The sequence below is a fragment of the Shinella kummerowiae genome, from assembly GCF_009827055.1.
In the GTDB taxonomy this organism is placed as follows: Bacteria; Pseudomonadota; Alphaproteobacteria; order Rhizobiales; family Rhizobiaceae; genus Shinella; species Shinella kummerowiae.
The window spans coordinates 1-21,476 of the sequence record NZ_WUMK01000015.1 but is presented as its reverse complement, the minus strand read 5'-3'; the positions used below and the strand labels follow the sequence as shown (position 1 = coordinate 21,476).

Here is a 21,476-nt window from a genome sequence, read left to right as displayed (position 1 = left end):
TACTTCAGGCTCCGGCCCCGTCCGGATCACCCGTCATGCTACCGGGCGCCCCAGCCCGGCATTCGCCTCCGCATGCTGCGGAGGCGGCTCCCCTTGGGAGCCTTCACGTCATTTCGTTGCCGAAGCCTGTTCGGCCTTGACTGGATTGACCTTGTCGCCATCGCGAACATAGGCACCGGCCTTGGCGACGACTTCATCGCCTTCCTTGAGGCCGCTGACGATCTCGATAACCTGGCCGTCCTGAACGCCGGTTTCGACCGGCACCAGCGTGACCACGCCGTTCTCGACCTTGCGGGCCACCGTCTTGCCGTCCGTCGTCGTGATGGCCGAGAGCGGGAGCACGATGCCCTGCTTCTCCTCCACGATGATCTCCGCATTGGCGAACATGCCGGCGCGTGCTTTGCCGGGATCGTCGAAGCGGATGAAGACGCGGCCGAGACGGCTCTGCGCGTCGAGCGTCGGCTCGACGAGGCGGATTTCGCCAGTGACTTCGGCAGCGCCGCCGGCAAGCGTGATGGTCGCCTTCTGGCCAGGTGCGAGCTTGAGGATGCCGTCCTCGGAAACGTCGGCCTTCAACTCAATCGCGCCATCCTGGATGACGGTGAAGAGTGGCGATGCGGCACCGCTCGCGATCGCGCCAACCTTGGCCGTGCGGGCGGAGACGATGCCGGCAACCGGCGACTTCACCGCCGTGCGGGCCAGTTTCAAGTTGATGTCGTCGATCTGCGATTGGGCGACCTTGATATCGGCCTGCGAAACGCCGATCGCCTGTTCGGCGGAGTTGACGCGGGCAAGGGCCGCATCTGCTGCCGCCGTAGCCTGCTCGGCGGTGGCCTGCGACTGAGAGCCGGACTTGACGAGTTTCAGCGCGCGGTCGCGCGTGCGCACGGCATCGTCCGCATTGGCCTTTGCCTCGACGAACTGCGCCTTGATCTGTGCAAGGGCCGCTTCAGCCTTGGCGAGCGAGGCTTCGGTCTGGCTCTTCTCGAGGATAAGAGCATCGTCGTTGAGCGTGGCGAGCGTGCCGTTGGCCTCGACCGTGTCGCCGACGTCTGCGGCGAGCGTGCGGATGGACAGGCCGTCGACGAGCGGTGTGACATAGACTTCATCGACCGCCTGGACCGTGCCGGTCGCAATCACCCGGTCGATGATGGTGCGGGTTTCAGCGGCGGTGACGACGATGGCGGGCAGGTTCTGCACCTGCTGGGTCGTATCGGCTTCGCCCGTTGCCGCATCGGCGGCGAAAGCAGTCATCGGGCCGGCCGTCATGAACGCGACGACGGAAAGAGAGAGAACCTTCATGTGTCCAGAAGCCATAGGCCGAACTTTCTCAAAAGCATGACTTTATGATTGCAGGCCGGATATTTTTTGTGTTCTACCGGACCGAATTCCCAAGCAATATGGCGGACACGGAGTGGCTCCCCTGCCTCTCCTCGCTCCCACGTTGCCGACTATGTAATCAGCGTCCATTGCCCTTACAAGGGGCAACGAAATGGTGCCTCATTATTTTATGCGTTTGGCTTTTCGATGGCAATCGCGGCGTGCTGTCGCAGGTCCCGCCCAAAACAAAACGTGCGGGACAGGGTCCCGCACGCCGCAATTTCTGACGAAATGGACTATTTCAGCGCTTCGTCCGTGACGGCATGCGTCCAGGCGCCTTCCGGCTCCTTGGAGATGACCGGGTCGGAACCGCCGGCGAGCAGCGAGGCCACGGTGCGCTTGTAATCCGCCTCGTCGAGGGCGCCGTTGGAGCCGGCAGTCAGCTTTGCGACCTCGCCCATCATGAACTTCTGGTGCGCTTCGGTCTGCGCGCCGGTCGAGTCGTTTTCGAGAACGATTCCAGCGGCTTCGTCCGGGTTCGCTTCAGCGTATTTCCAGCCCTTCATGGACGCGCGCACGAACTTGACCATCTTCTCCTTGAAGGCCGGATCGGCGAGCTTGTCTTCCAGCACGTAGAGACCATCTTCGAGTGTGGCGACGCCCTGGTCCTCATACTTGAAGGTCACGAGATCCTCGGCCTTGATGCCGGCATCGAGAACCTGGCCGTACTCGTTGTAGGTCATGGTGGAGATGCAGGCGGCCTGCTTCTGGATCAGCGGATCGACGTTGAAGCCCTGTTTCAGGACCGTCACGCCCTCCGGCCCGCCATCCGTCGGGATCTTCAGATGCGCCATCCAGGAGAGGAACGGATATTCGTTGCCGAAGAACCAGACGCCGAGCGTTTTGCCCTTGAAGTTTTCCGGGCCGGTGACGCCGGATTCCTTCAAACAGGTGAGCATCATGCCGGACGATTTGAACGGCTGGGCGATATTGACGAGCGGCACGCCCTTTTCGCGGGTGGCAAGGGCAGACGGCATCCAGTCGACGATGACATCGGCACCGCCGCCGGCGATAACCTGCGCGGGGGCGATATCCGGTCCGCCCGGCTTGATTTCGACGTCGAGGCCTTCTTCTTCGTAGTAGCCCTTGTCTTTCGCGACGTAGTAACCGGCGAACTGGGCCTGGGTGACCCATTTCAGCTGGAGCGTCACCTTGTCGGCGGCCTCGGCCTGGAACGCGGCAAGCGAGAAGGCGCTTGCCAGAAGCAGCGATGCGATCTTCGTTTTCATGTCAGTTCCCTCTTTCTTTCTTATTTTACGCCTGCCCACCACGGACAGACGGGTGCCAGAACGTGACGACCCGCTCGATGAGCGCGACGATCCCGTAAAAGGCGGAGCCAGCCACCGCGGCAACCGCGATTTCGGCCCAAACCATGTCGACATTCATGCGGCCCACTTCCGTGGAGATGCGGAAACCCATGCCGACGATGGGCGTCCCGAAGAATTCGGCGACAATCGCGCCGATCAGCGCGAGCGTGGAGTTTATCTTGAGCGCGTTGAAGATGAAGGGCCAGGCGGCGGGAAGACGCAGCTTGACGAGGGTTTGGAACCAGTCGGCGGCGTAGGTGCGCATCAGGTCGCGCTCCATGTGGCTCGTCGCCGCAAGGCCGGAGACCGTGTTCACCAGCATGGGGAAGAAGGTCATGATGACGACGACGGCAACCTTCGACTGCCAGTCGAAGCCGAACCACATGACCATGATGGGCGCCACGCCGATGACCGGTAGCGCCGAGACGAAATTGCCGAGCGGCAGCAAACCCTTCTGCAGGAACGGCGAGCGGTCGATGAGGATCGCGACGAGGAAGCCGAGCCCGCAGCCCAACGCGTAGCCGACGAGCACGGATTTCAGGAAGGTCTGGCGGAAATCCGCCCAGAGCGTCGGCACGGAGTTGATCAGCCGCGCCCAGATCATGCTCGGCGGCGGCAACAGCACGGAGGGCACGTTGAAACCGCGCACGATGCCTTCCCAGAGCACGAGGATGGTCGCACCGAAAATCAGCGGGACGGCGATGCGGGCAGTGCGGTCCGCCACCGGGTTCGCGAATTTCTGGCGCACCAGCCATTCGTTGAAGGCCCAGGCGGCGAGCCAGAAGACGATTGCGGCTGCGAGGATGGAAAGGTTCATGCCCGCGCCCCCATGCGTTTGAGGACGAGGGAGTGGGCGAAGCCGACGATGATGACGAGCAGGGCAGCGACGGCCGCGGCCATGAAGAGGGCCGCCCAGATCTGCACCGTCTGGCCGTAGTAGGAGCCGGCCAGCAGGCGCGCGCCGAGGCCGGCGACGGCGCCCGTCGGCAGCTCACCGACGATGGCGCCGACAAGCGAGATGGCGATCGCCACCTTCAGCGAGGTGAAGAGGTAGGGCATCGAGGCGGGCCAGCGCAGTTTCCAGAAGGTCTGCGACGAGGAGGCATGATAGGTGTGCATCAGGTCGAGCTGGATCTGCTCGGGACTGCGCAGCCCCTTCACCATGCCGACGACGACCGGAAAGAAGGACAGATAGGTCGAGATCAGTGCCTTCGGCATCAGGCCGGAAATGCCGACGGCGTTCAAGACGACGATGATCATCGGGGCGATGGCGAGGATCGGGATCGTCTGGCTGGCGATGACCCACGGCATCAGCGACCGGTCCATCGCGCGGTTGTGCACGATGGCGATGGCAAGCAGGATGCCGAGCACGGTGCCCATGGCAAAGCCCATCAGCGTCGCGGAGAGCGTGATGCCGGCATGGTAGACAAGGCTGCGCTTCGAGGTGATCGCCTTGTTGACGGTCGTATCCCACAGTTCGGCGAAAACCTGGTGCGGCGCCGGCAGCACGGGGCGTTCCTGCGCCATGGTGTTCGGCAGAAGTTCCATGAAGCTGATCGTCGTTCCGGCGCGCGCGGCGGTGTCGCGCTCGAAGGGCGCGTTCAGCACAACGACGAAGGCATACCAGAGCGCGATGAGGGCCAGCAGGACAGTGCTGATCGGAAGCAGGCGGTCGCGGAAGAAGCTTGCCTCACCCATCGCTCAGCTCCGCGCCGTGGTGGGCAGCAGCATCAGCCCCATGGCCAGAATGCCGAGGCCGACGCCGGCAAGCTGGGTGCTGCTCAGCCGCTCGCCGAAGAAGATGAAGGCGATGACGTTGATGAGCAGAAGCTGGGTGATGGCGGAGAGCGAAATGGCAATGCCGAGCCCGCCCTCGCGCATCAGCTTCAGCATCATCAGGTTGCCGACGATGTAGAGCGCCATGGAGAGCAGCAGATAAAGGATGTTCGTGGTGCCGACATAAGCGCGCGATGACGTGGCTGCACCGATGAACACGGCCGTCGCGCCGAACAGCCAGAGCATATAGGAGAGCTTCATCAGGCGTGCTCCTCATAGCTGTGGCCGGCGCGCAGGCCCTCGCGCACCCGGTGAGCGATCTCCAGGAATTCCGGCGTTTCGCGGATGCCGAGCGGGCGGTCCTTCGGCAGCGGCGAATCGATGATATCGGTGACGCGGCCGGGGCGAGGACTCATGACGACGATCTTCGTCGAGAGATACACGGCCTCGGGGATCGAGTGGGTGACGAAGCAGATCGTCTTCTGGGTCGCCGCCCAGAGTTTCAGAAGCTGTTCGTTGAGATGGTCGCGCACGATCTCGTCGAGCGCGCCGAAGGGCTCGTCCATCAGGAGCAGGTCGGCATCGAAGGCAAGCGCGCGGGCGATCGAGGCCCGCTGCTGCATGCCGCCGGAAAGCTGCCAGGGATACTTTTTGCCGAAGCCGGTGAGGTTGACGAGGTCGAGCGTGCGCGCGACGCGTGCCTTCTGTTCGTCACGCGAGTGGCCCATGATCTCCAGCGGCAGGGCGATGTTCTTTTCGATCGTGCGCCAGGGATAGAGTGCTGCGGCCTGGAAGACGTAGCCATAGGCGCGACGCTTGCGGGCGTCCTCCGGCGACAGGCCATTGACGGTGATCGTGCCGGAGGTCGGTTTTTCCAGATCGGCGATGACGCGCAGGAAGGTGGTCTTGCCGCAGCCGGAGGGGCCTATGAAGGAGACGAAATCGCCCTTTTCGACGGTCAGGTTGACGCCGGTCAGCGCCGTGACCGGGCCATCGGCGGTCTGGAAGGTAAGGCCGAGATCTTTTGCAGAAACAACGGTATCGGAGACGGGCATGCTGGTCATCTTTCGGCGCCCCGCACGGCGCGGTTTTCGGCAGACTGCATGTCCCTTCGCGGCATTGCAATCGGCATTGTCTGCAGTATCACTTTGGGCACGGAATTCTTTCGGGGGATGGGGCGATGGCAGTGGAAACGAAGGCGGAATGCCGGGTGGTGCGGCCGGGCAGCACCTATGACGGCAAGCAGGGGTTCAGCTATTTCGAGGGTATTGCCCGCGAGAGCGTGGGAGCGTCGGGCATCTGCATGCATCTCCTGACGATACCTCCGGGCGGGCGGGCGAAGGCGCATATGCATGAGAGCCACGAGACGGCGATCTACATGCTCTCCGGCGAGGCGCATACCTGGTACGGCGAGCGGCTGGAAAACCACGTCGTCGTCAAGGCGGGCGAGATGTTCTACATCCCCGCCGGCGTGCCGCATCTGCCCGCCAATCTTTCCGACCAGCCGGCTTCGGCGGTCATTGCCCGGACAGACCCCCACGAGCAGGAGAGCGTGGTGCTTCTGCCGCATCTCGAGGCGCTGGTTTCGGTCTAGGGCGAAGGCACCCCCCTCTGTCCTGCCGGACATCTCCCCCACAAGGGGGGAGATCGGAAGAAGGCCCCGTCGTGCCCAAACGCAAACACTCTGCTTGCGGAAAACCGCTCGCTTCCCAGGAGGCAAAGAGAGCGCTTCCAGCCAATCTCCCCCCTTGTGGGGGAGATGTCCGGCAGGACAGAGGGGGGTATATCTGCGCCCCTCAACCTTCATTTCTTGCACCGCATGATGGGCCCCCAGCGCGTCCCATCCGGAAAGCTGACCGTGTAGCCGCCATTGTCCGGCGTCAGCGTCAGGTCGTAGGGCGTGACCTCTTCCATGCCTTCTTCGTGGCATTCGGCCGCAATCTTCGTGGCGCCGCCCACCTGTTCACCTTCGCCCTTGAATTCGCAGTAGGAAGCCGCAGTGGTCACGCCATCCCTGTTCAGCAGGAAGAAGAAATCCGCACCGGAGGATTCGCCGGTGGTCGCATAGCGGCAGCCTTCCTCGTCTCCATAGCTGCCGTCGATGATATCGGCTGCCGCCCCCGCCGGTCCGGCGAGTGCAATACCAAGGAGAAGGGCGAGGAGGGGGCGACCGGGAGGCATCAGACGCCGCTCGCCGGAATGCCGCTGCGCTCCACCTTGCGCGGCGCGGTGATTTCCTTCCAGGTCGACAGCGCCTTGTTGACCGCCGTGAAGGGGTCGCGCTTGACGAACTGGCCGTGGCCCTCGCGCGTCTTCACCGTGCTCTCCTCGATGGCGACCACGCCGCGCGTCAGCGTGTAGCGCGGCAGGCCCACCACCTCCTTGCCTTCGAAGACGTTGTAATCGATCGAGGATTGCTGGCTCTTGGCGGAAATGGTTTTTGCGCGCTTCGGGTCCCAGACGACGATATCCGCATCGGCGCCGACGAGGATCGCGCCCTTCTTGGGGTAGACATTGAGGATCTTGGCGATGTTGGTGGAGGTGACGGCCACGAACTCGTTCATCGTCAGCCGTCCGGTGTTGACGCCGTTGGTCCAGAGCATCGGCATGCGGTCTTCGAGGCCGCCGGTGCCATTGGGGATTTTGCGGAAATCGCCGGCACCTGTGCGCTTCTGGTCGGTGGTGAAGGCGCAATGGTCGGTGGCGACCACCTGCAGCGAACCGCTCGCAAGGCCGGCCCAGAGCGAATCCTGATGCTGCTTGTTGCGGAAGGGCGGGCTCATGACGCGGCGCGCGGAATGGTCCCAATCCTTGTTGAAATATTCGCTTTCGTCGAGCGTCAGGTGCTGGATCAACGGCTCGCCATAGACGCGCATGCCGTTCTGGCGGGCGCGGCGGATGGCTTCATGCGCCTGTTCGCAGGAGGTGTGCACGACATAGAGCGGGCTGCCCGCCATGTCGGCGATGATGATGGCGCGGTTCGTCGCCTCGCCTTCGACGGAGGGCGGGCGCGAATAGGCGTGTCCTTCGGGACCGTTGTTGCCCTCGTCCATCAGCTTCGTCTGCATGGCGGCGACGACATCGCCGTTTTCCGCATGCACAAGGGGGAGGGCGCCGAGGGCGGCGCAACGCTGGAACGAGGCGAACATCTCGTCGTCGTTCACCATCAGCGCGCCCTTGTAGGCCATGAAGTGCTTGAAGGTGTTGATGCCCTTTTCCTCGACGATCGCCTTCATCTCGTCGAACACCTGCTCGCCCCACCAGGTGACGGACATGTGGAAGGAATAGTCGCAGTTGGCGCGGGTCGACTTGTTGTCCCAGCGCTTCAGCGCGTCGAGCAGCGACTGGCCGGGATCGGGCAGGCAGAAATCGACCACCATGGTCGTGCCGCCGGCAAGTCCGGCGCGCGTGCCGCTCTCGAAATCATCGGCCGAATAGGTGCCCATGAAGGGCATTTCCAGATGCACATGCGGATCGATGCCGCCCGGCATGACATAACAGCCTGCCGCATCCAGCACGTCGTCGCCCGAGAGATTGGGGCCGATCTCGACGATCTTCCCGCCGTCGATCTTGACGTCCGCCTTGTAGGTCAGGTCGGCGGTGACAATGGTTCCGCCTTTGATGACTGTGCTCATGATGTCACTCCCGAGTTCTATAACAACCCCTGTGATATCAGGGCGTCACGATCCAATCTGCCTTCGATTATTATTTCCGAACTAAGTTGCCCGTCTTTATGCAGAGAGTTTGCTGCTAGCCAAACTTTCCACTTAGGGTTCTTCAGTAGGAACAGTGCTAGTTCTTCTACGGTTTTGAAGCGCTCACTAGCTGGGGTAATGTTTTCACCGGGAGGGAACGCCAAATAGTAGCCGTCTCTGGGAGTGGCTTCTCTCCCGCAGGCTTTTCTATAGACTCTCACTCCGCAATCCCCGCCGTCTCGATCACCGCATGCAGCAGCACATCGGCGCCGGCGGCGGCCCATTCCTTCGAAATGTCCTCCGCCTCGTTGTGCGAAAGGCCGCCGACGCAGGGGCACATGATCATCGTGGCGGGTGCCACCTTGGCGGCCCAGCAGGCGTCGTGGCCGGCGCCGGAGATGAGGTTCATATGGCTGTAGCCGAGGTCTTCGGCAGCCTTGCGCACGGTCGCGACCAATGTCGGATCGAAGGTGATCGGGTCGAAATGGCCGACCGCCTCGACGGAGCAGCCGACGCCGAGCGTCGCGCAGATTTTCGGCGCTTCCGCTTCGATGCGGGCGCGCATGCCGTCGAGCTTGGCCTGGTCTGGCGATCGGATGTCGACGGTGAAGACGACTTTTCCGGGCAGCACGTTGCGCGAATTCGGCGAGAAAAACACCTGGCCGACACCGCCAACGGCGCCCGGCTGGTTTTCCATGGCGACGGTCTGCACCATCTCCAGGATGCGCGACATGGCAAGCCCGGCATTGACGCGCATCGCCATCGGCGTCGAGCCGGTATGCGCCTCGCGGCCGGTCAGCGTGAATTCCAGCCACCACAGGCCCTGGCAGTGGGTGACGACGCCGATCTGCTTTTCCTCTGCCTCAAGGATCGGCCCCTGTTCGATATGATATTCGAAATAGGCGTGCATCTTGCGCGCGCCGACCTCTTCGTCGCCGACCCAGCCAATGCGCTTCAACTCGTCGCCAAACGTCTTGCCGTCCGGGTCCTTGCGGCCATAGGCATAGTCTTGAGTATGCACGCCGGCGAAGACGCCGGAGGCGAGCATGGCGGGGGCGAAGCGGGCGCCTTCCTCATTCGTCCAGTTGGTGACGACGATGGGGTGCTTCGTCCTTATGCCGAGATCGTTCATCGAGCGGATGACTTCGAGGCCGGCCAGCACGCCGAGCACGCCGTCATATTTGCCGCCGGTCGGCTGGGTATCGAGATGCGAGCCGACATAGACGGGCAGCGCATCCGGGTCGGTGCCCGCGCGCGTCATGAACATGTTGCCCATCGTGTCGACGCCCATGGTGAGGCTTGCGGCGTCGCACCAGGTCTGGAAGAGGCGGCGGCCTTCGGCGTCGGAATCGGTCAGCGTCTGGCGATTGTTGCCGCCGGCAATGCCGGGGCCGATCTTCGCCATGTCCATGAGGGAATCCCACAGGCGGTCCGCGTTGACACGCATGTTTTCGCCAGGTGCGGCCATGTCTATGCTCCCACGTCTTCAGGCTCTTGCAGCCTCGATTTGTTCCCACCGGCTGGCGGCGCGATTGTTTGTTTTGCGCCTTCCGATCAGAGCAGTTGCCTTTACTTGATAACTGTCTGATAATTTGACCGGTTGGTAAACATTACAGCTTCCGTAGCGGCACTCAAGCCGAAAAACCAAAAAGCATTCGGGTGCGCCCAAGAAAATGGCGGCTGTTTAAACTGGTGAATTTGGCGGCACTTTTCCGGTCCAACGGTCAAGGCCGAGGGGGCGACATGGCACTACCGAGGGCGGCGAGGACTCAACGGCGTACGCGCATCCAGGAGGCGAAGGAGGAGCAGATCCTCGAGGCGGCGCTGGAGGTGTTTTCACTGCATGGCTTCCGCGGCGCCACAGTCGACCAGATCGCCGAGGTGGCCGGCATGTCCAAGCCGAACCTGCTCTACTATTTCCGCACCAAGGAGGCGATGCACCGCTCTCTGATCACCCGCGTGCTCGATACCTGGCTCGACCCGCTGCGCGAGTTCGATGCGGAGGGCAATCCGGTGTCGGAAATCCGCAGTTACATTCGCCGCAAGCTGGAAATGGCGCGCGATTTTCCGCGCGAAAGCCGGCTGTTCGCCAATGAAATCCTGCAAGGGGCGCCGAACATCGAGGATGAGCTGAAAGGGCCGCTGAAGTCATTGGTGGATGAGAAGGCGGAGGTCATCCGTGCCTGGGCGAAGGCGGGCAAGATCGCCAAATGCGACCCCTACCACCTGATCTTCTCGATCTGGTCGACGACCCAGCACTATGCCGACTTCGACGTACAGGTGCGCGCGGTGCTCGGACAGGATCAAGCCGGCGAAGGGCGGTTCGAGGATGCGGCGCGCTTCCTCGAACAGCTCTTCCTCAGTGGTCTCCACGTCAGCGAGTAGCCGGCGTCGTTTTTCCTTTCACCGGTTCGGCCTTCGGCTGGCCGAACAGGCTGGCGACGATCTGTTCCCGTTCGCGCCAGAGTGCGGGTAGGGCCAGCAGTGCGATGCAGACGACGGCAATGGTGGTCTTGGTGAGCTGCGACAGTTCCGCCGTGCGCCCATCGGCATAATAGACCGCATAGACGATGGCGACGTGCCAGACATAGACCTGCAGCGAATGACGACCGAGCAGGCGCAGGAAGCGCAGCGTGAAGACGGTGGTGACGCCGTTTGCCAGCCTGCGCACCCACATATTGTGGTGTTTCGGCCCGGCGATCAGCAGCCAGGTGAGACCGGTTGCGACGGCGGCAAAGTTTATCAGATAGACCGGACCGAAATCCGCGCGGATTTCCATCGTCGCGAACTTGTCGAGCACCGATTGCGGCAGCAGATCCCAGGCGGTGATGATGCGCAGCGGCAGGAAGAACAGGCAGATGGCGAGCGCCGCCTTCGGCAGCAGCGTCTTTTCCGGCGCAAAAATGCGTCCCCAGTCGATCTTGTCCTGAGCGGTCAGCGCGCCGATCACCATCGCGGAGAAGAAGACGATCTGCCAGCCGAGCATGTTGAAGCTCGCGCGGATGCCCTGTCCGTCCGAGCCGGTGAAGAGGCTGTTCAGGGGATCGGTGACGAAGCGTTGCAGGCCGAGCTGCGCCGCCATCCAGACGATCAGCGAGCCGGCCAGCACATGCGCCCACTTTCCGCGCAGGCACAGCCAGACGAGCGGCGGCGCAAAGAGCATGTAGACGATATATTGCGGCAGGATGTCCATGAAGGTCGGTTGGAACAGGAAGGTAGCGATGGCCGCCAGCCGCAAAGGCTCGTCGAAATTCGTGTAACCGAGCCAGTTGTACCAGAGCTTGTAGGCATCGGGCAGGACCATCTGGACGATGAGAACCGCCATCACCGTGCCCATCGCATACCGGTAGAGCTCGAAAGCGCGGTTGCGCAGGAGTTGCCGGCCGGTTTCATAGCCCGACTTCAGCATCTTGCGCGCATAGACCATGCCGATCAGCAGGCCGGAGAGGAAGACGAAGCCCTGCGCGTCCTCGACAAAGGCGAACTGGCGATGGTTGACCTCCATCATCCAGTAGCCCCCGACAAAAATCAGGTGGTTGATCAGCATGAAGACGAGGAAATAGCCCCGCATGCCGTCTATGATTTCAAATCGCTTCAAAATATGCGCTCCGTCGATACTCACCGTGCGCCCCAACGGGGCCGCAACGCACGAGGTGACGGATCGTTCCGAAAAAAATCAGTCTGGCAGAAAAGCCATCAGCGCGAGGCCGCAGGCTGTGACAAGCGCACCAGCAAGCACCGGCAGGCTCGCCCAGCCGTGGCCAAGCAGGCCTTCCAGCAGAATGATGAAGCTCGGGGTCAGATAGCCGTAGCCGAGCACCTTCGAGGCAGGCAGGCGCATCGAGGCATATTGCAACAGCAGGAAGGTAAAGGCCGTGGTGACGACGGCGAGATAGGCGACGGCGGCGTAGACGGCCAGCGGCAGGGCAGAGAAATCCGTCTCGATCAGGCCGCGAATGCCGGGCGGCACGAGCCAGAGCGCCGCGCCGACCGTCACCCAGAAGCCGAATGCGACGGCCGGTTCGCCGCGGTCGAAGCGGCGGATCAGCGGCACGTAGAGGGCGTGGCAGATGACGCCTGCGAAAAAGATCATCTCGCCGGTGCCGATGTCGAAGGACAGGATGGCACCGATATTGCCACGAAAGATCACCCAGACCGCGCCGGCTGCGGCGATGATCAGGCCGGCGAGCACGCCGGGCCGGGTCTTCTGGCCGAGCACGGGCAGCGCGAAGCCGGCGCTCAACAGTGGCATCAGGGTGAAGACGGCGCCGGTTGCGATGGGGCTCGTGAATTCGAGCGCGGTGAACATGGTCAACATGTAGATGGCAATGAGGCCGCCAAGCAAAAGGAAGCGCCAGATCTCTTTCGGCCAGACGGCCGGCACCTTGAAGGCGCCGAAGGCGAGCGCGGCCATGACGACGATCGTCAATATGTAGCGCCAGAGCGTCAGCGGCTCGGCCTCCATGTAGCGCGCGGCCAGCCCGCCGAAGGAGAAGGAACCGGCGATCAGCACCGCGAAGAGCAGCATCGCGAGGTGGCCCTTGAGTTTTTCGCGGCCCCTGGCATGAACGGAAAGGGCCGCGCGGGCCGGCATACGCTTCGTCAAGAAAATCACCCTATTGTCTGCTGCGCGATGCGGTCATAGACCGGTGGGGAGCGATGCGCCACCCCACAGGAATGCCGCAATCTCCGCCCATATGCCGGCGGCACTTGAGAGGACACTTCATGACGACGGCCATCGGCTTCAAGGATACGGACCGCAAGACGAGCGAATTGCTCGAGGACATCATTCACTCGATCAAGGGCGAGCACATCACGCTGCGCGATCTTCTGGCGATGATGGGCGAAAGCGGCCTGCTGTTGCTTTGCGCCTTCCTCTCGCTGCCATTCCTCTTTCCCGTGTCCATTCCGGGCGTCTCGACGGTGTTCGGCGCCGGCATCGTGCTGATCAGCGCGGCGATCACGCTCAACCGGTTGCCCTGGCTGCCGCAAAAGGTCGCCGACCGGCGGCTGGAAAGCGGCAAGCTCCGGCCGGTGCTGGAACGCGGCGTCACGTTCCTGCGCAAGTTCGACCGGTTCTTCAAGCCGCGGCTAACGGGCCTGACCGGCGGCGCCCTCATGAACCGCGTCAACGGCCTTGTGCTGATGGGTGCCGGCATTCTCCTCATGGCGCCGCTTGGCCTCATTCCCTTCTCCAACACACTGCCCGGCGTCGCCATCCTGCTGCTCGCCGCCGGCATTTCGCAGCGCGACGGGCTGGTGGTGCTTGGGGGGTATGTGATGGTGGTTCTGACGATCGTCTATTTCGCGGGGTTAGCGCTGCTGGCCTATAGCGCGGGGCAGAGCTTTAATTTCTTCGGGTGAGAGTTCCATGCCGACCTGTTCCCTGCCGGAGTTCAACAAGTCCTGGCAAGTCGAATGCCATCTTTCACCAACACCTGCTCCAAGGGATGCGCGTTTTTGAGACCGAATCCCTTGATGCTTTTTGTTGTTTTTACATCTCCTGCTTTGGCCATGGAGATGCCAGGGGGGCCGCCTTGGTCCTGCCACCCCATCAGCGCGTGTGACAGCAACAAGGTATGCGTGTCGGTGTCTGGGCCTCCCATGAGTTTTGAACTTCATCCGGCGGAGAATGAGGAAAACAAATATACCCTGAAAGGACTTTACGGCGATGAAGGGTCGGCTGTCGTTTTTCCGGTCATGGAAGATGCCAGACACTTCGTTGAAACCGATCGCTCGGAAAATCGGGCTCCAATTATATTGATTCCAAATAAATTGATGGCCGATGCCTATGGCTTTTCAGCTTACAGAATGGCTGTACGCGGTACAGGTGAACGTTTAATTGTGCCAGAATACTTAAATATAAGCTGTAACAGCGTGCGAAAAGAACGATGAAAGCCAACGCGGGGGCATAACGCTCTCGAATGGCAGTGGGTAAAGGTCTGGCGCGATTACCGCTCACACTGCCACGCTCCCCCGGCGTCGCCATGCTGCTGCTTGCCGCCGGCATCTCGCAACGCGACGGGGCTGGTCGTGCTGACGATCGTGTATTTCGCGGGGCTGGCGCTGCTGGCCTATAGCGCGGGGCAGAGCTTTAATTTCTTCGGGTGAGTTCCGGCTCGCGCGTCTCGGCCGGACCGCAGCAAATCCGCACAACCTCTCGATGACTAAATCGGCAGCACGGCGTCGGGCTTTACATCCCCTACCGATGCATAGGTGTGGGTTTCTCTTACGCCGGGCAAAGGCAGGATCACCCGCTCCAGAAAGTCCTGAAACAGCGACATGTCGGCAATTCTCGCTTTGACGAGATAGTCAAAGCCGCCGATGACCATGTGGCATTCCAGCACTTCGGGCGCCTTCGAGATCGCATCGGAAAACCGCTCGAAAATATGCGGTGCGGTGTGGTCGAGGCGGACCTGTATGAACACCACCGTGCCCCGGCCGATCTTTTTTGGGTCAAGGATCGCCCTGACGGCTTTTACATAACCCTCGCGAAACAGGCGCTTGACGCGCTGGCTGGCACCCGTCGGCGACAGGCCGACCCGATTGGCCAGTTCGAGCGTGGTGCGCCGTCCGTCTTCCTGAAGGAGCCTCAGCAGGGTGCGGTCGATCGCGTCGAGATCGGCAAGTTCATGATTCACGCTATATCATCCAAAGAATGGTGATTTTCACTTTAAATGCGGAAATTCAATATATTTAGGCGCGCATGATTGAGCAATAGCATGTGATTGTCACGGGCGAGGCCCGTCCCGCCACGAGGGAGGCATACGTGCATATCGCGATGATCGGAGACAATGCCGGCAGCAAGCGGCTGGCCATTCTGGCGGGAATTGTGTTCGTCGCGATCACCACTATCCAGTTCGTTGCCGCCCGCTACAGCCTGCGCGAACACCTGACGGCGGCCGATATTGTGAGCCTGCGCTTTCTCGGTGCTGCCTTCGTCTTCTTGCCGGTGTTGTGGACGGCCGGCACCGGAAAGCTGAGGGCGCTCGGCTGGCGCAAGGCCATTCTTCTGGCCCTGCTGACGGGCTTGCCCTATCCGCTGATCATCAATCAGGGGCTGACATATGCACCGGCGAGCCATGCCGCCGCGCTGTCGCCCGCCTCCATCCTGTTCTTCTCCTTCGTGTTCTCGCGCATCGTGTTCAAGGACAAGGTATCCGGCGCGCGCAAGGTCGGCATTGCCGCGGTCATCGCGGGGTTACTGCTGTTCGTGTTTCATGCGGGTGCCGTCGCAGGCGACACGCTGCGCGGCGATCTGCTGTTCGCTGGATCGGGGATCATGTTTGCGGTCTATGCGGTGCTGGTGAGGCTCTGGTCGCTCGATGCGGTGACCACGACGATCGCCGTTGTCCTCTTCTCCTGCCTGCCGCTTCCCTTGCTGCACGCTCTGGCGCCGAGCGGACTGGCAACGGCATCCATGGCCGAGATCGCCACGCAATTGGTGATCCAGGGTTTTCTCGCCGGTGCGGTCGCGGTGGTGCTCTACACCTACGTGGTTCGCCAACTAGGCCCGCAACAGGCTTCGCTGTTCATGCCGTGCATTCCGGTGGCGACGGCGGTGGCAGGCATGGCGGTGCTGGGTGAAACATTGACGCCTTCCCAGATCATCGCAATTGCCAGCATAACATTTGGAATGGTCTTCCCGATCTTGAGAAAACGCTGACTTCCTTACCGTCCTCACCCAAAGTTCGATCGCAGAACGCGAAGCCCTGCGATCGATTTTGCCAGAGAAGGTTACTCCGCAGCCTGCTTCGCCATCGGATTGTTGGGGTGCGTCGTCCAGTTGGCGTAGTTCGGATCGACGGGCTTGCCGGTGCGCTGGTCCAGCACGCCGGGTTCGAGGCCGACCATGGTGATGCAGTTCTCCACCGGGCAGACGTTGACGCAGAGATTGCAGCCGACGCATTCGTCTTCCATCACCTCGAAATGGCGCAGGCCATCGACGAACTGCGTGATCGCCTGGTGCGAGGTGTCCTCGCAGGCAATGTGGCAGCGGCCGCATTTGATGCAGGCATCCTGGTCGATATGCGCCTTGGCGATGTAGTTGAGGTTGAGATACTGCCAGTCGGTGACATTCGGCACGGCGCGGCCGCAGATGTCGTCAAGGTCGCGATGGCCCTTGGCGTCCATCCAGTCGGACAGGCCGGTGATCATTTCCTGCACGATCTTGAAGCCGTAGGTCATGGCGGCCGTGCAGACCTGCACGTTGCCGGCGCCGAGCACCAGGAATTCCGCGGCATCGCGCCAGGTGGTGATGCCGCCGATGCCGGAGATCGGCAGGCCGTGGGTTTCCGGGTCGCGGGCGATCTCGGCCACCATGTTGAGGGCGATGGGCTTCACCGCCGGGCCGCAATAGCCGCCATGCGTGCCCTTGCCGCCGACCGTCGGGTTCGGGGCAAAACTGTCGAGATCGACGGAAACAATCGAGTTGATCGTGTTGATCAGCGACACGGCATCGGTGCCGCCGGCCTTGGCGGCGCGGGCGGGCTTGCGAATGTCGGTGATATTAGGCGTCAGCTTGGTAATGACGGGCATGCGCGTGTATTGCTTGCACCAGCGCACGACCATTTCGATATATTCCGGCACCTGACCGACGGCGGCACCCATGCCGCGCTCGGACATGCCGTGCGGACAGCCGAAGTTGAGCTCGATGCCGTCGGCGCCGGTCTCCTCTACCAGCGGCAGGATCGCCTTCCAGCTCTCCTCCTCGCAGGGCACCATGATCGAGGCGATCAGCGCCCTGTCCGGCCAGTTCATCTTGACCTGCTTCATTTCGCGCAGGTTGGTGTAGAGGTCGCGGTCGGTGATCAATTCGATGTTGTTCAAGCCGAGAAGCCGGCGGTCGGCGCCCCAGATCGCGCCGTAGCGCGGGCCGTTGACGTTGACGACCGGCGGGCCTTCCTCGCCGAGCGTCTTCCAGACCACGCCGCCCCAGCCCGCCTTGAAGGCGCGCTCGACATTGTAGGCCTTGTCGGTCGGCGGTGCAGAGGCGAGCCAGAACGGATTGGGCGATTTGATGCCGACGAAATTGTTGCGAAGATCAGCCATGTCTCATCTCCCTCAAGCGACGGCGACGGCGGGCTGCGCACCGGCAGCCAGCATGCGGTTGATGGAATCGGCGGCATCGCGCCCCTGGGCGACGGAGGTGACCGTCAGGTCCTCGCCGGCCTTCACGCAGTCGCCACCCGCCCAGACATTGGGGACCGAGGTGCGACCTTCGGAATCGATGACGATCCGGCCGCCGGACATGGCAAGCGAACCGAGGCCCGAGGCCTCGAAACTCTGCCCGATCGCCTTGAAGACCTGGTCAGCTGCCAGCACACCGGTCTCGCCGGTGCCGGTCAACGTGCCATCGCGCATCTCGGTATATTCCACCTCGATGCCGGCAACATGCCCATCCTTGGCGATGACGCGCTTCGGCTGCAGCCAGTGGCGGATCATCACGCCCTTGGAAGCGGCAAGATCCTGCTCGAACGGCGAGGCGTTCATATGCTCCTTGCCGCGGCGGTAGCAGATCGTCACTTCCTCTGCGCCGAGCAGTTTGGCCTGCACGGCGGCGTCGATTGCCGTCATGCCGCCGCCGATGACGACGACACGGCGGCCGACCGGGATGGCGGCTTTGTCCTCGGCCTGGCGTAGTTCCGCGATGAAATCGACGGCATCAACCACTCCCGGCAAGGTTTCGCCTTCGGCGCGCAGTGCGTTGACGCCGGCAAGGCCCATGCCGAGGAAGACGGCGTCGAAATTGGCGGTAAGGTCGGCGAGCGTGAAGTCGCGGCCAAGTTTCAGGCCGTTCTTCACCTCGATGCCGCCGATCGCCAGCACGTAATCGACTTCCTTCTGGGCGAAATCGTCGACCGTCTTGTAGGTGGCGATGCCGTATTCGTTGAGGCCGCCGGCCTTTTCGCGGGCATCGAAGACCACGACGTCATGGCCGTTCATGGCAAGGCGATGGGCGCTGGCAAGGCCTGCCGGGCCGGCGCCGACAACGGCGACGGCCTTGCCGGTACGCTCGGCGCGCTCGTAGAAATGTTTGTTCTCCGTCATCGCGACGTCTGTCGCGTAGCGTTGCAGGCGGCCGATTTCCACGGGGCGGTGCTCGGCGGTGTTGCGCACGCAGGCCTGTTCGCACAGCGTTTCGGTGGGACAGACGCGGGCGCACATGCCGCCTAAAATGTTCTGGTCGAAGATCGTCTTCGCCGAGCCGATCGGATTGCCCGTCGAGATCTGGCGGATGAACAGCGGAATGTCGATGGAGGTGGGACAGGCCGTCATGCACGGCGCGTCATGACAGAAGTAGCAGCGGTCGGCTGCGACCAGCGCCTCATGATCGTCGAGGCGCGGGTGAAGATCGGAAAAGTTCGTTTCGTATTCGGCAGGCGCAAGACGCCCCCGATGGATCCCAGATTGCGTCGTTCCCATGTTATTCTCCCATTCGCGTGGGCTTTTGAATGACAGAACGGTAACTCAGGTTTATTTTTTTATCAAACGGTAAAAACTTAAAAGAAATGCCGGTTTCTCAGGCGGTTCAGCGTCGAAAAACATGAGATTTTTGGTTATGTTTTCAAGTCGGTGACGGGGCCGGGCATCAGAGGCTGTTCTTGTCGCGGCATCATGTGGCGTTTGACAGATGACCCGAAAAGATGCAGCAAATCGGGTGAAACAAGCGGGGAATACGATGGCGAAGCGGACGGAAACAGCCGGGCGGCTGGATGATGCGGCGAGGGCCGGCTGGCTCTATTACGTCGCCGGCCGCACGCAGGACGAGATCGCCTCCGCCATGGGCATTTCGCGCCAGTCGGCACAACGCCTGGTTTCGCTCGCCGTCGCCGAGCGGCTGATAAAGGTGCGCCTCGACCACCCGATCGCCGAATGCCTCGAGCTGGGCGAGGCGCTGCGCAAGAAGTTTTCGCTCGTGCATGTCGATATCGTGCCGAGCGACCCGGGCTCCAGTTCGACGACGATCGGCATCGCCGAAGCGGGTGCGGCGGAAATCGAACGCTGGCTGAAGAAGAGCGAACCGATCGTACTCGCCGTCGGGACGGGGCGCACGCTGAAAGCGGCGATCGACCAGCTGCCCACCATGGAATGTCCGCAGCACCGCATCATGTCGCTGACCGGCAATATCGGTCCTGACGGTTCGGCCGCCTATTACAACGTCATCTTCTCCATGGCCGATGCCGTGAAGGCGCGGCATTACCCCATGCCACTGCCGGTTCTCGTCTCCTCCACGGAGGAACGCGACCTCCTGCACAAGCAGAGCCTCGTGCAGTCGACCCTGCGGCTTGGCCGCGAGGCCGACGTCGCCTTCGTCGGTATCGGCGAACTCGGCGCGGATGCGCCGCTCTGCCTCGACGGCTTCCTCGATCCGGAGGAAATGGCGCGGCTGATGGAGGAGGGAGCCGCGGGCGAGATCTGCGGCTGGATGTTCGACCGCAACGGCAGGCTGCTCGACAACAGCATCAACGAGCGTGTCGCTTCGGTTCCGCTGCCGCCGCGCGAGACGACGACGGTCATCGGCCTCGCCAAGGGTAAACGCAAACATCTCGCCCTCCTTGCCGCCCTTCGCGGCGGCATGATCAACGGTGTCATCACCGACGAGTCGACGGCCCGGTACCTGCTTTCGGCCTGACGCAGGCTCCTCCCGCCCGGCCGGAGCCCCACCACCACACAGAAATTTCCTAGCAGATTCAAAGTCTGCTGCCTCGCTTTGTGCGATGCAGCAACGATTGGTCGTTGACTTCACACGGCAATATGTGGGTAATTGCCCATGAGCGAAGCAAATGCTCAAAACCCTTCTGGGAGGAAGATGATGAATTTGAGAACCCTTCTGCTGGGCACCTGCTCGGCTGCTCTCCTGTGCGGAATCGCCAACGCCGAAACGCTCACCATCGCGACGGTCAACAATGGCGACATGGTGCGCATGCAGGGGCTGACGGAAGCCTTCACCACGAAGAACCCGGACATTCAGCTCGAGTGGGTGACGCTCGAGGAAAACGTGCTGCGCGAACGCGTCACGACCGACGTCGCGACGAAGGGCGGCCAGTACGACATCATGACGATCGGGACCTATGAAGTTCCGATCTGGGCCAAACAGGGCTGGCTCGTGCCGCTCGACAATCTCGGCGCCGACTACGACGTCGACGATCTCCTGCCGGCCATTCGTTCGGGCCTCACCGGGGAAGACGGCAAGCTCTACGCTGCACCGTTCTACGGCGAAAGCTCGATGGTCATGTACCGCAAGGACCTGATGGAAAAGGCCGGGCTCACCATGCCCGACGCCCCGACCTGGGAGTTCATCGCGGACGCCGCCCGCAAGATGACCGACCGTGCCGCCGGCATCAACGGCATCTGCCTGCGCGGCAAGGCCGGCTGGGGCGAGAACATGGCCTTCCTGACCGCCACCGCAAACGCCTTCGGCGCCCGCTGGTTCGACGAGAAGTGGACGCCGCAGTTCGATCAGCCGGAATGGAAGAACACGCTCGATTTCTACGTCAAGCTGATGAACGACGCCGGCCCGCAGGGCGCGTCCTCGAACGGCTTCAACGAGAACCTGGCGCTCTTCCAGCAGGGCAATTGCGGCATGTGGATCGACGCCACGGTCGCTGCGTCCTTCGTATCGAACCCGAAGGAATCGACGGTTGCCGACAAGGTCGGTTATGCGCTCGCACCCGATACCGGTCTCGGCAAGCGCGGCAACTGGCTCTGGGCCTGGAACCTCGCCATCCCGGCAGGGTCGCAGAAGACCGAAGCGGCCGAGAAGTTCATTGGCTGGGCAACCAGCAAGGAATATGCGGCACTCGTCGCCGAGAAGGAAGGCTGGGCGAACGTGCCCCCGGGCACGCGCAAGTCGCTCTATGAAAACGCCGAGTACCAGAAGGCGGCTCCGTTCGCCAAGATGACGCTCGACTCGATCGATGCGGCCGATCCGAAGAACCCGGCCGTCAAGCCGGTGCCCTATGTCGGCGTGCAGTTCGTGGCCATCCCGGAATTCCAGGGTCTCGGCACGACGGTCGGCCAGCTCTTCTCGGCAGCACTTGCCGGCCAGATGACGGTCGACGATGCACTCGCCCAGGCACAGCAGGTCACCACGCGTGAAATGACCCGCGCCGGCTACATCAAGTAAAAACCTCCTCCCCAAGGACGGGCTGCCCGGGACGCGTTCCGGGCAGCCGATAGATGGGGTCTGCATCCGGCGCGGTCAGTCTGGCAGCCGGAGCGGGGAAAACGTGTGACAATAGCACTTGGGCTCGGTCCGATGGGGATGCGATGCCTGCCCGGCGCGGGGAGCTGCCGGCGAAAAGGGAGGTCACGA

At 62.4% G+C, this 21,476-nt stretch carries 21 protein-coding genes; 7 read left to right on the top strand and 14 right to left on the bottom strand.

What is annotated here, in order from left to right:
* Positions 1-108: 108 nt before the first annotated feature.
* The 6 genes from GR138_RS27895 to GR138_RS27870 all read right to left on the bottom strand — a co-directional run bounded on the left by GR138_RS27895 (position 109) and on the right by GR138_RS27870 (position 5,527).
* Positions 109-1,317 (bottom strand): efflux RND transporter periplasmic adaptor subunit, encoded by a 1,209-nt coding sequence (locus GR138_RS27895; protein WP_420853729.1) that lies wholly within the window; start codon positions 1,315-1,317, stop codon positions 109-111.
* Between the two features lie 299 nt (positions 1,318-1,616).
* Complete coding sequence (locus GR138_RS27890; protein WP_160862540.1) at positions 1,617-2,609, bottom strand: ABC transporter substrate-binding protein; 993 nt, start codon at positions 2,607-2,609, stop codon at positions 1,617-1,619.
* A gap of 25 nt (positions 2,610-2,634) precedes the next feature.
* Positions 2,635-3,504 (bottom strand): ABC transporter permease, encoded by an 870-nt coding sequence (locus GR138_RS27885; protein WP_160862539.1) that lies wholly within the window; start codon positions 3,502-3,504, stop codon positions 2,635-2,637.
* A complete protein-coding gene (locus GR138_RS27880; protein WP_160862538.1) occupies positions 3,501-4,385 on the bottom strand; it encodes an ABC transporter permease in 885 nt (294 codons plus the stop codon). Before GR138_RS27880 ends, GR138_RS27885 begins: the two co-directional genes overlap by 4 nt.
* A 3-nt stretch (positions 4,386-4,388) precedes the next feature.
* Entirely contained in the window at positions 4,389-4,724 is a 336-nt protein-coding gene (locus tag GR138_RS27875) for a hypothetical protein (protein ID WP_160862537.1), read from the bottom strand.
* Positions 4,724-5,527 (bottom strand): ABC transporter ATP-binding protein, encoded by an 804-nt coding sequence (locus GR138_RS27870; protein ID WP_160862536.1) that lies wholly within the window; start codon positions 5,525-5,527, stop codon positions 4,724-4,726. Before GR138_RS27870 ends, GR138_RS27875 begins: the two co-directional genes overlap by 1 nt.
* Before the next feature lie 116 nt (positions 5,528-5,643).
* On the opposite strand from GR138_RS27870, the gene GR138_RS27865 reads away from it, so the two are divergent.
* Entirely contained in the window at positions 5,644-6,057 is a 414-nt protein-coding gene (locus GR138_RS27865) for a cupin domain-containing protein (protein WP_160862535.1), read from the top strand.
* A 209-nt stretch (positions 6,058-6,266) separates the two neighbouring features.
* Here the strand turns inward: GR138_RS27865 and GR138_RS27860 are convergent, their stop codons facing one another.
* From GR138_RS27860 to GR138_RS27850, 3 genes are all read right to left on the bottom strand, one after another.
* Positions 6,267-6,644: a hypothetical protein gene (locus GR138_RS27860; RefSeq protein WP_160862534.1), complete on the bottom strand. Its 378-nt coding sequence runs from the start codon at positions 6,642-6,644 to the stop codon at positions 6,267-6,269.
* On the bottom strand, positions 6,644-8,098 hold the full coding sequence (gene hydA / locus GR138_RS27855) for a dihydropyrimidinase (protein ID WP_160862533.1): 1,455 nt from the start codon (positions 8,096-8,098) through the stop codon (positions 6,644-6,646). The genes GR138_RS27860 and hydA overlap by 1 nt, the downstream gene beginning before the upstream one ends.
* A 277-nt stretch (positions 8,099-8,375) precedes the next feature.
* Positions 8,376-9,626, bottom strand: coding sequence for a Zn-dependent hydrolase (locus GR138_RS27850; protein WP_160862532.1), 1,251 nt, complete (start codon positions 9,624-9,626; stop codon positions 8,376-8,378).
* 275 nt (positions 9,627-9,901) lie between these two features.
* Between GR138_RS27850 and GR138_RS27845 the strand changes: the two genes are divergently transcribed.
* Positions 9,902-10,543: a TetR family transcriptional regulator C-terminal domain-containing protein gene (locus tag GR138_RS27845; RefSeq protein ID WP_160862531.1), complete on the top strand. Its 642-nt coding sequence runs from the start codon at positions 9,902-9,904 to the stop codon at positions 10,541-10,543.
* Here GR138_RS27845 and GR138_RS27840 read toward each other — a convergent pair.
* Together GR138_RS27840 and GR138_RS27835 are read right to left on the bottom strand one after the other, a co-directional pair.
* Positions 10,533-11,756 (bottom strand): OpgC family protein, encoded by a 1,224-nt coding sequence (locus tag GR138_RS27840; protein WP_160862530.1) that lies wholly within the window; start codon positions 11,754-11,756, stop codon positions 10,533-10,535. The two genes, GR138_RS27845 and GR138_RS27840, sit on opposite strands and share 11 nt — an antisense overlap.
* A 78-nt stretch (positions 11,757-11,834) precedes the next feature.
* On the bottom strand, positions 11,835-12,764 hold the full coding sequence (locus GR138_RS27835) for a DMT family transporter (RefSeq protein ID WP_246200787.1): 930 nt from the start codon (positions 12,762-12,764) through the stop codon (positions 11,835-11,837).
* 119 nt (positions 12,765-12,883) lie between these two features.
* Between GR138_RS27835 and GR138_RS27830 the strand changes: the two genes are divergently transcribed.
* Together GR138_RS27830 and GR138_RS27825 are read left to right on the top strand one after the other, a co-directional pair.
* Complete coding sequence (locus tag GR138_RS27830) at positions 12,884-13,522, top strand: exopolysaccharide biosynthesis protein (RefSeq protein WP_160862529.1); 639 nt, start codon at positions 12,884-12,886, stop codon at positions 13,520-13,522.
* 240 nt (positions 13,523-13,762) lie between these two features.
* Positions 13,763-14,053, top strand: a complete 291-nt coding sequence (locus GR138_RS27825; protein WP_160862528.1) for a hypothetical protein — start codon at positions 13,763-13,765, stop codon at positions 14,051-14,053.
* A gap of 272 nt (positions 14,054-14,325) precedes the next feature.
* Here the strand turns inward: GR138_RS27825 and GR138_RS27820 are convergent, their stop codons facing one another.
* A complete protein-coding gene (locus tag GR138_RS27820) occupies positions 14,326-14,799 on the bottom strand; it encodes an Lrp/AsnC ligand binding domain-containing protein (protein ID WP_160862527.1) in 474 nt (157 codons plus the stop codon).
* An 83-nt stretch (positions 14,800-14,882) separates the two neighbouring features.
* Between GR138_RS27820 and GR138_RS27815 the strand changes: the two genes are divergently transcribed.
* Entirely contained in the window at positions 14,883-15,824 is a 942-nt protein-coding gene (locus GR138_RS27815; protein ID WP_338091188.1) for a DMT family transporter, read from the top strand.
* A gap of 71 nt (positions 15,825-15,895) precedes the next feature.
* Here GR138_RS27815 and preA read toward each other — a convergent pair whose 3' ends face one another.
* The gene (gene preA, locus GR138_RS27810; RefSeq protein WP_160862526.1) at positions 15,896-17,209 is read right to left on the bottom strand and encodes an NAD-dependent dihydropyrimidine dehydrogenase subunit PreA; all 1,314 of its coding nucleotides are present in this window, start codon (positions 17,207-17,209) and stop codon (positions 15,896-15,898) included.
* 12 nt (positions 17,210-17,221) lie between these two features.
* On the bottom strand, positions 17,222-18,583 hold the full coding sequence (locus tag GR138_RS27805) for an NAD(P)-dependent oxidoreductase (RefSeq protein WP_160862525.1): 1,362 nt from the start codon (positions 18,581-18,583) through the stop codon (positions 17,222-17,224).
* A gap of 256 nt (positions 18,584-18,839) precedes the next feature.
* Here GR138_RS27805 and GR138_RS27800 point away from each other — a divergent pair, with 256 nt between their 5' ends.
* Positions 18,840-19,793, top strand: a complete 954-nt coding sequence (locus GR138_RS27800) for a sugar-binding transcriptional regulator (RefSeq protein ID WP_160862524.1) — start codon at positions 18,840-18,842, stop codon at positions 19,791-19,793.
* A 180-nt stretch (positions 19,794-19,973) separates the two neighbouring features.
* Positions 19,974-21,287 (top strand): ABC transporter substrate-binding protein, encoded by a 1,314-nt coding sequence (locus tag GR138_RS27795; RefSeq protein WP_160862523.1) that lies wholly within the window; start codon positions 19,974-19,976, stop codon positions 21,285-21,287.
* Positions 21,288-21,476: the final 189 nt, after the last annotated feature.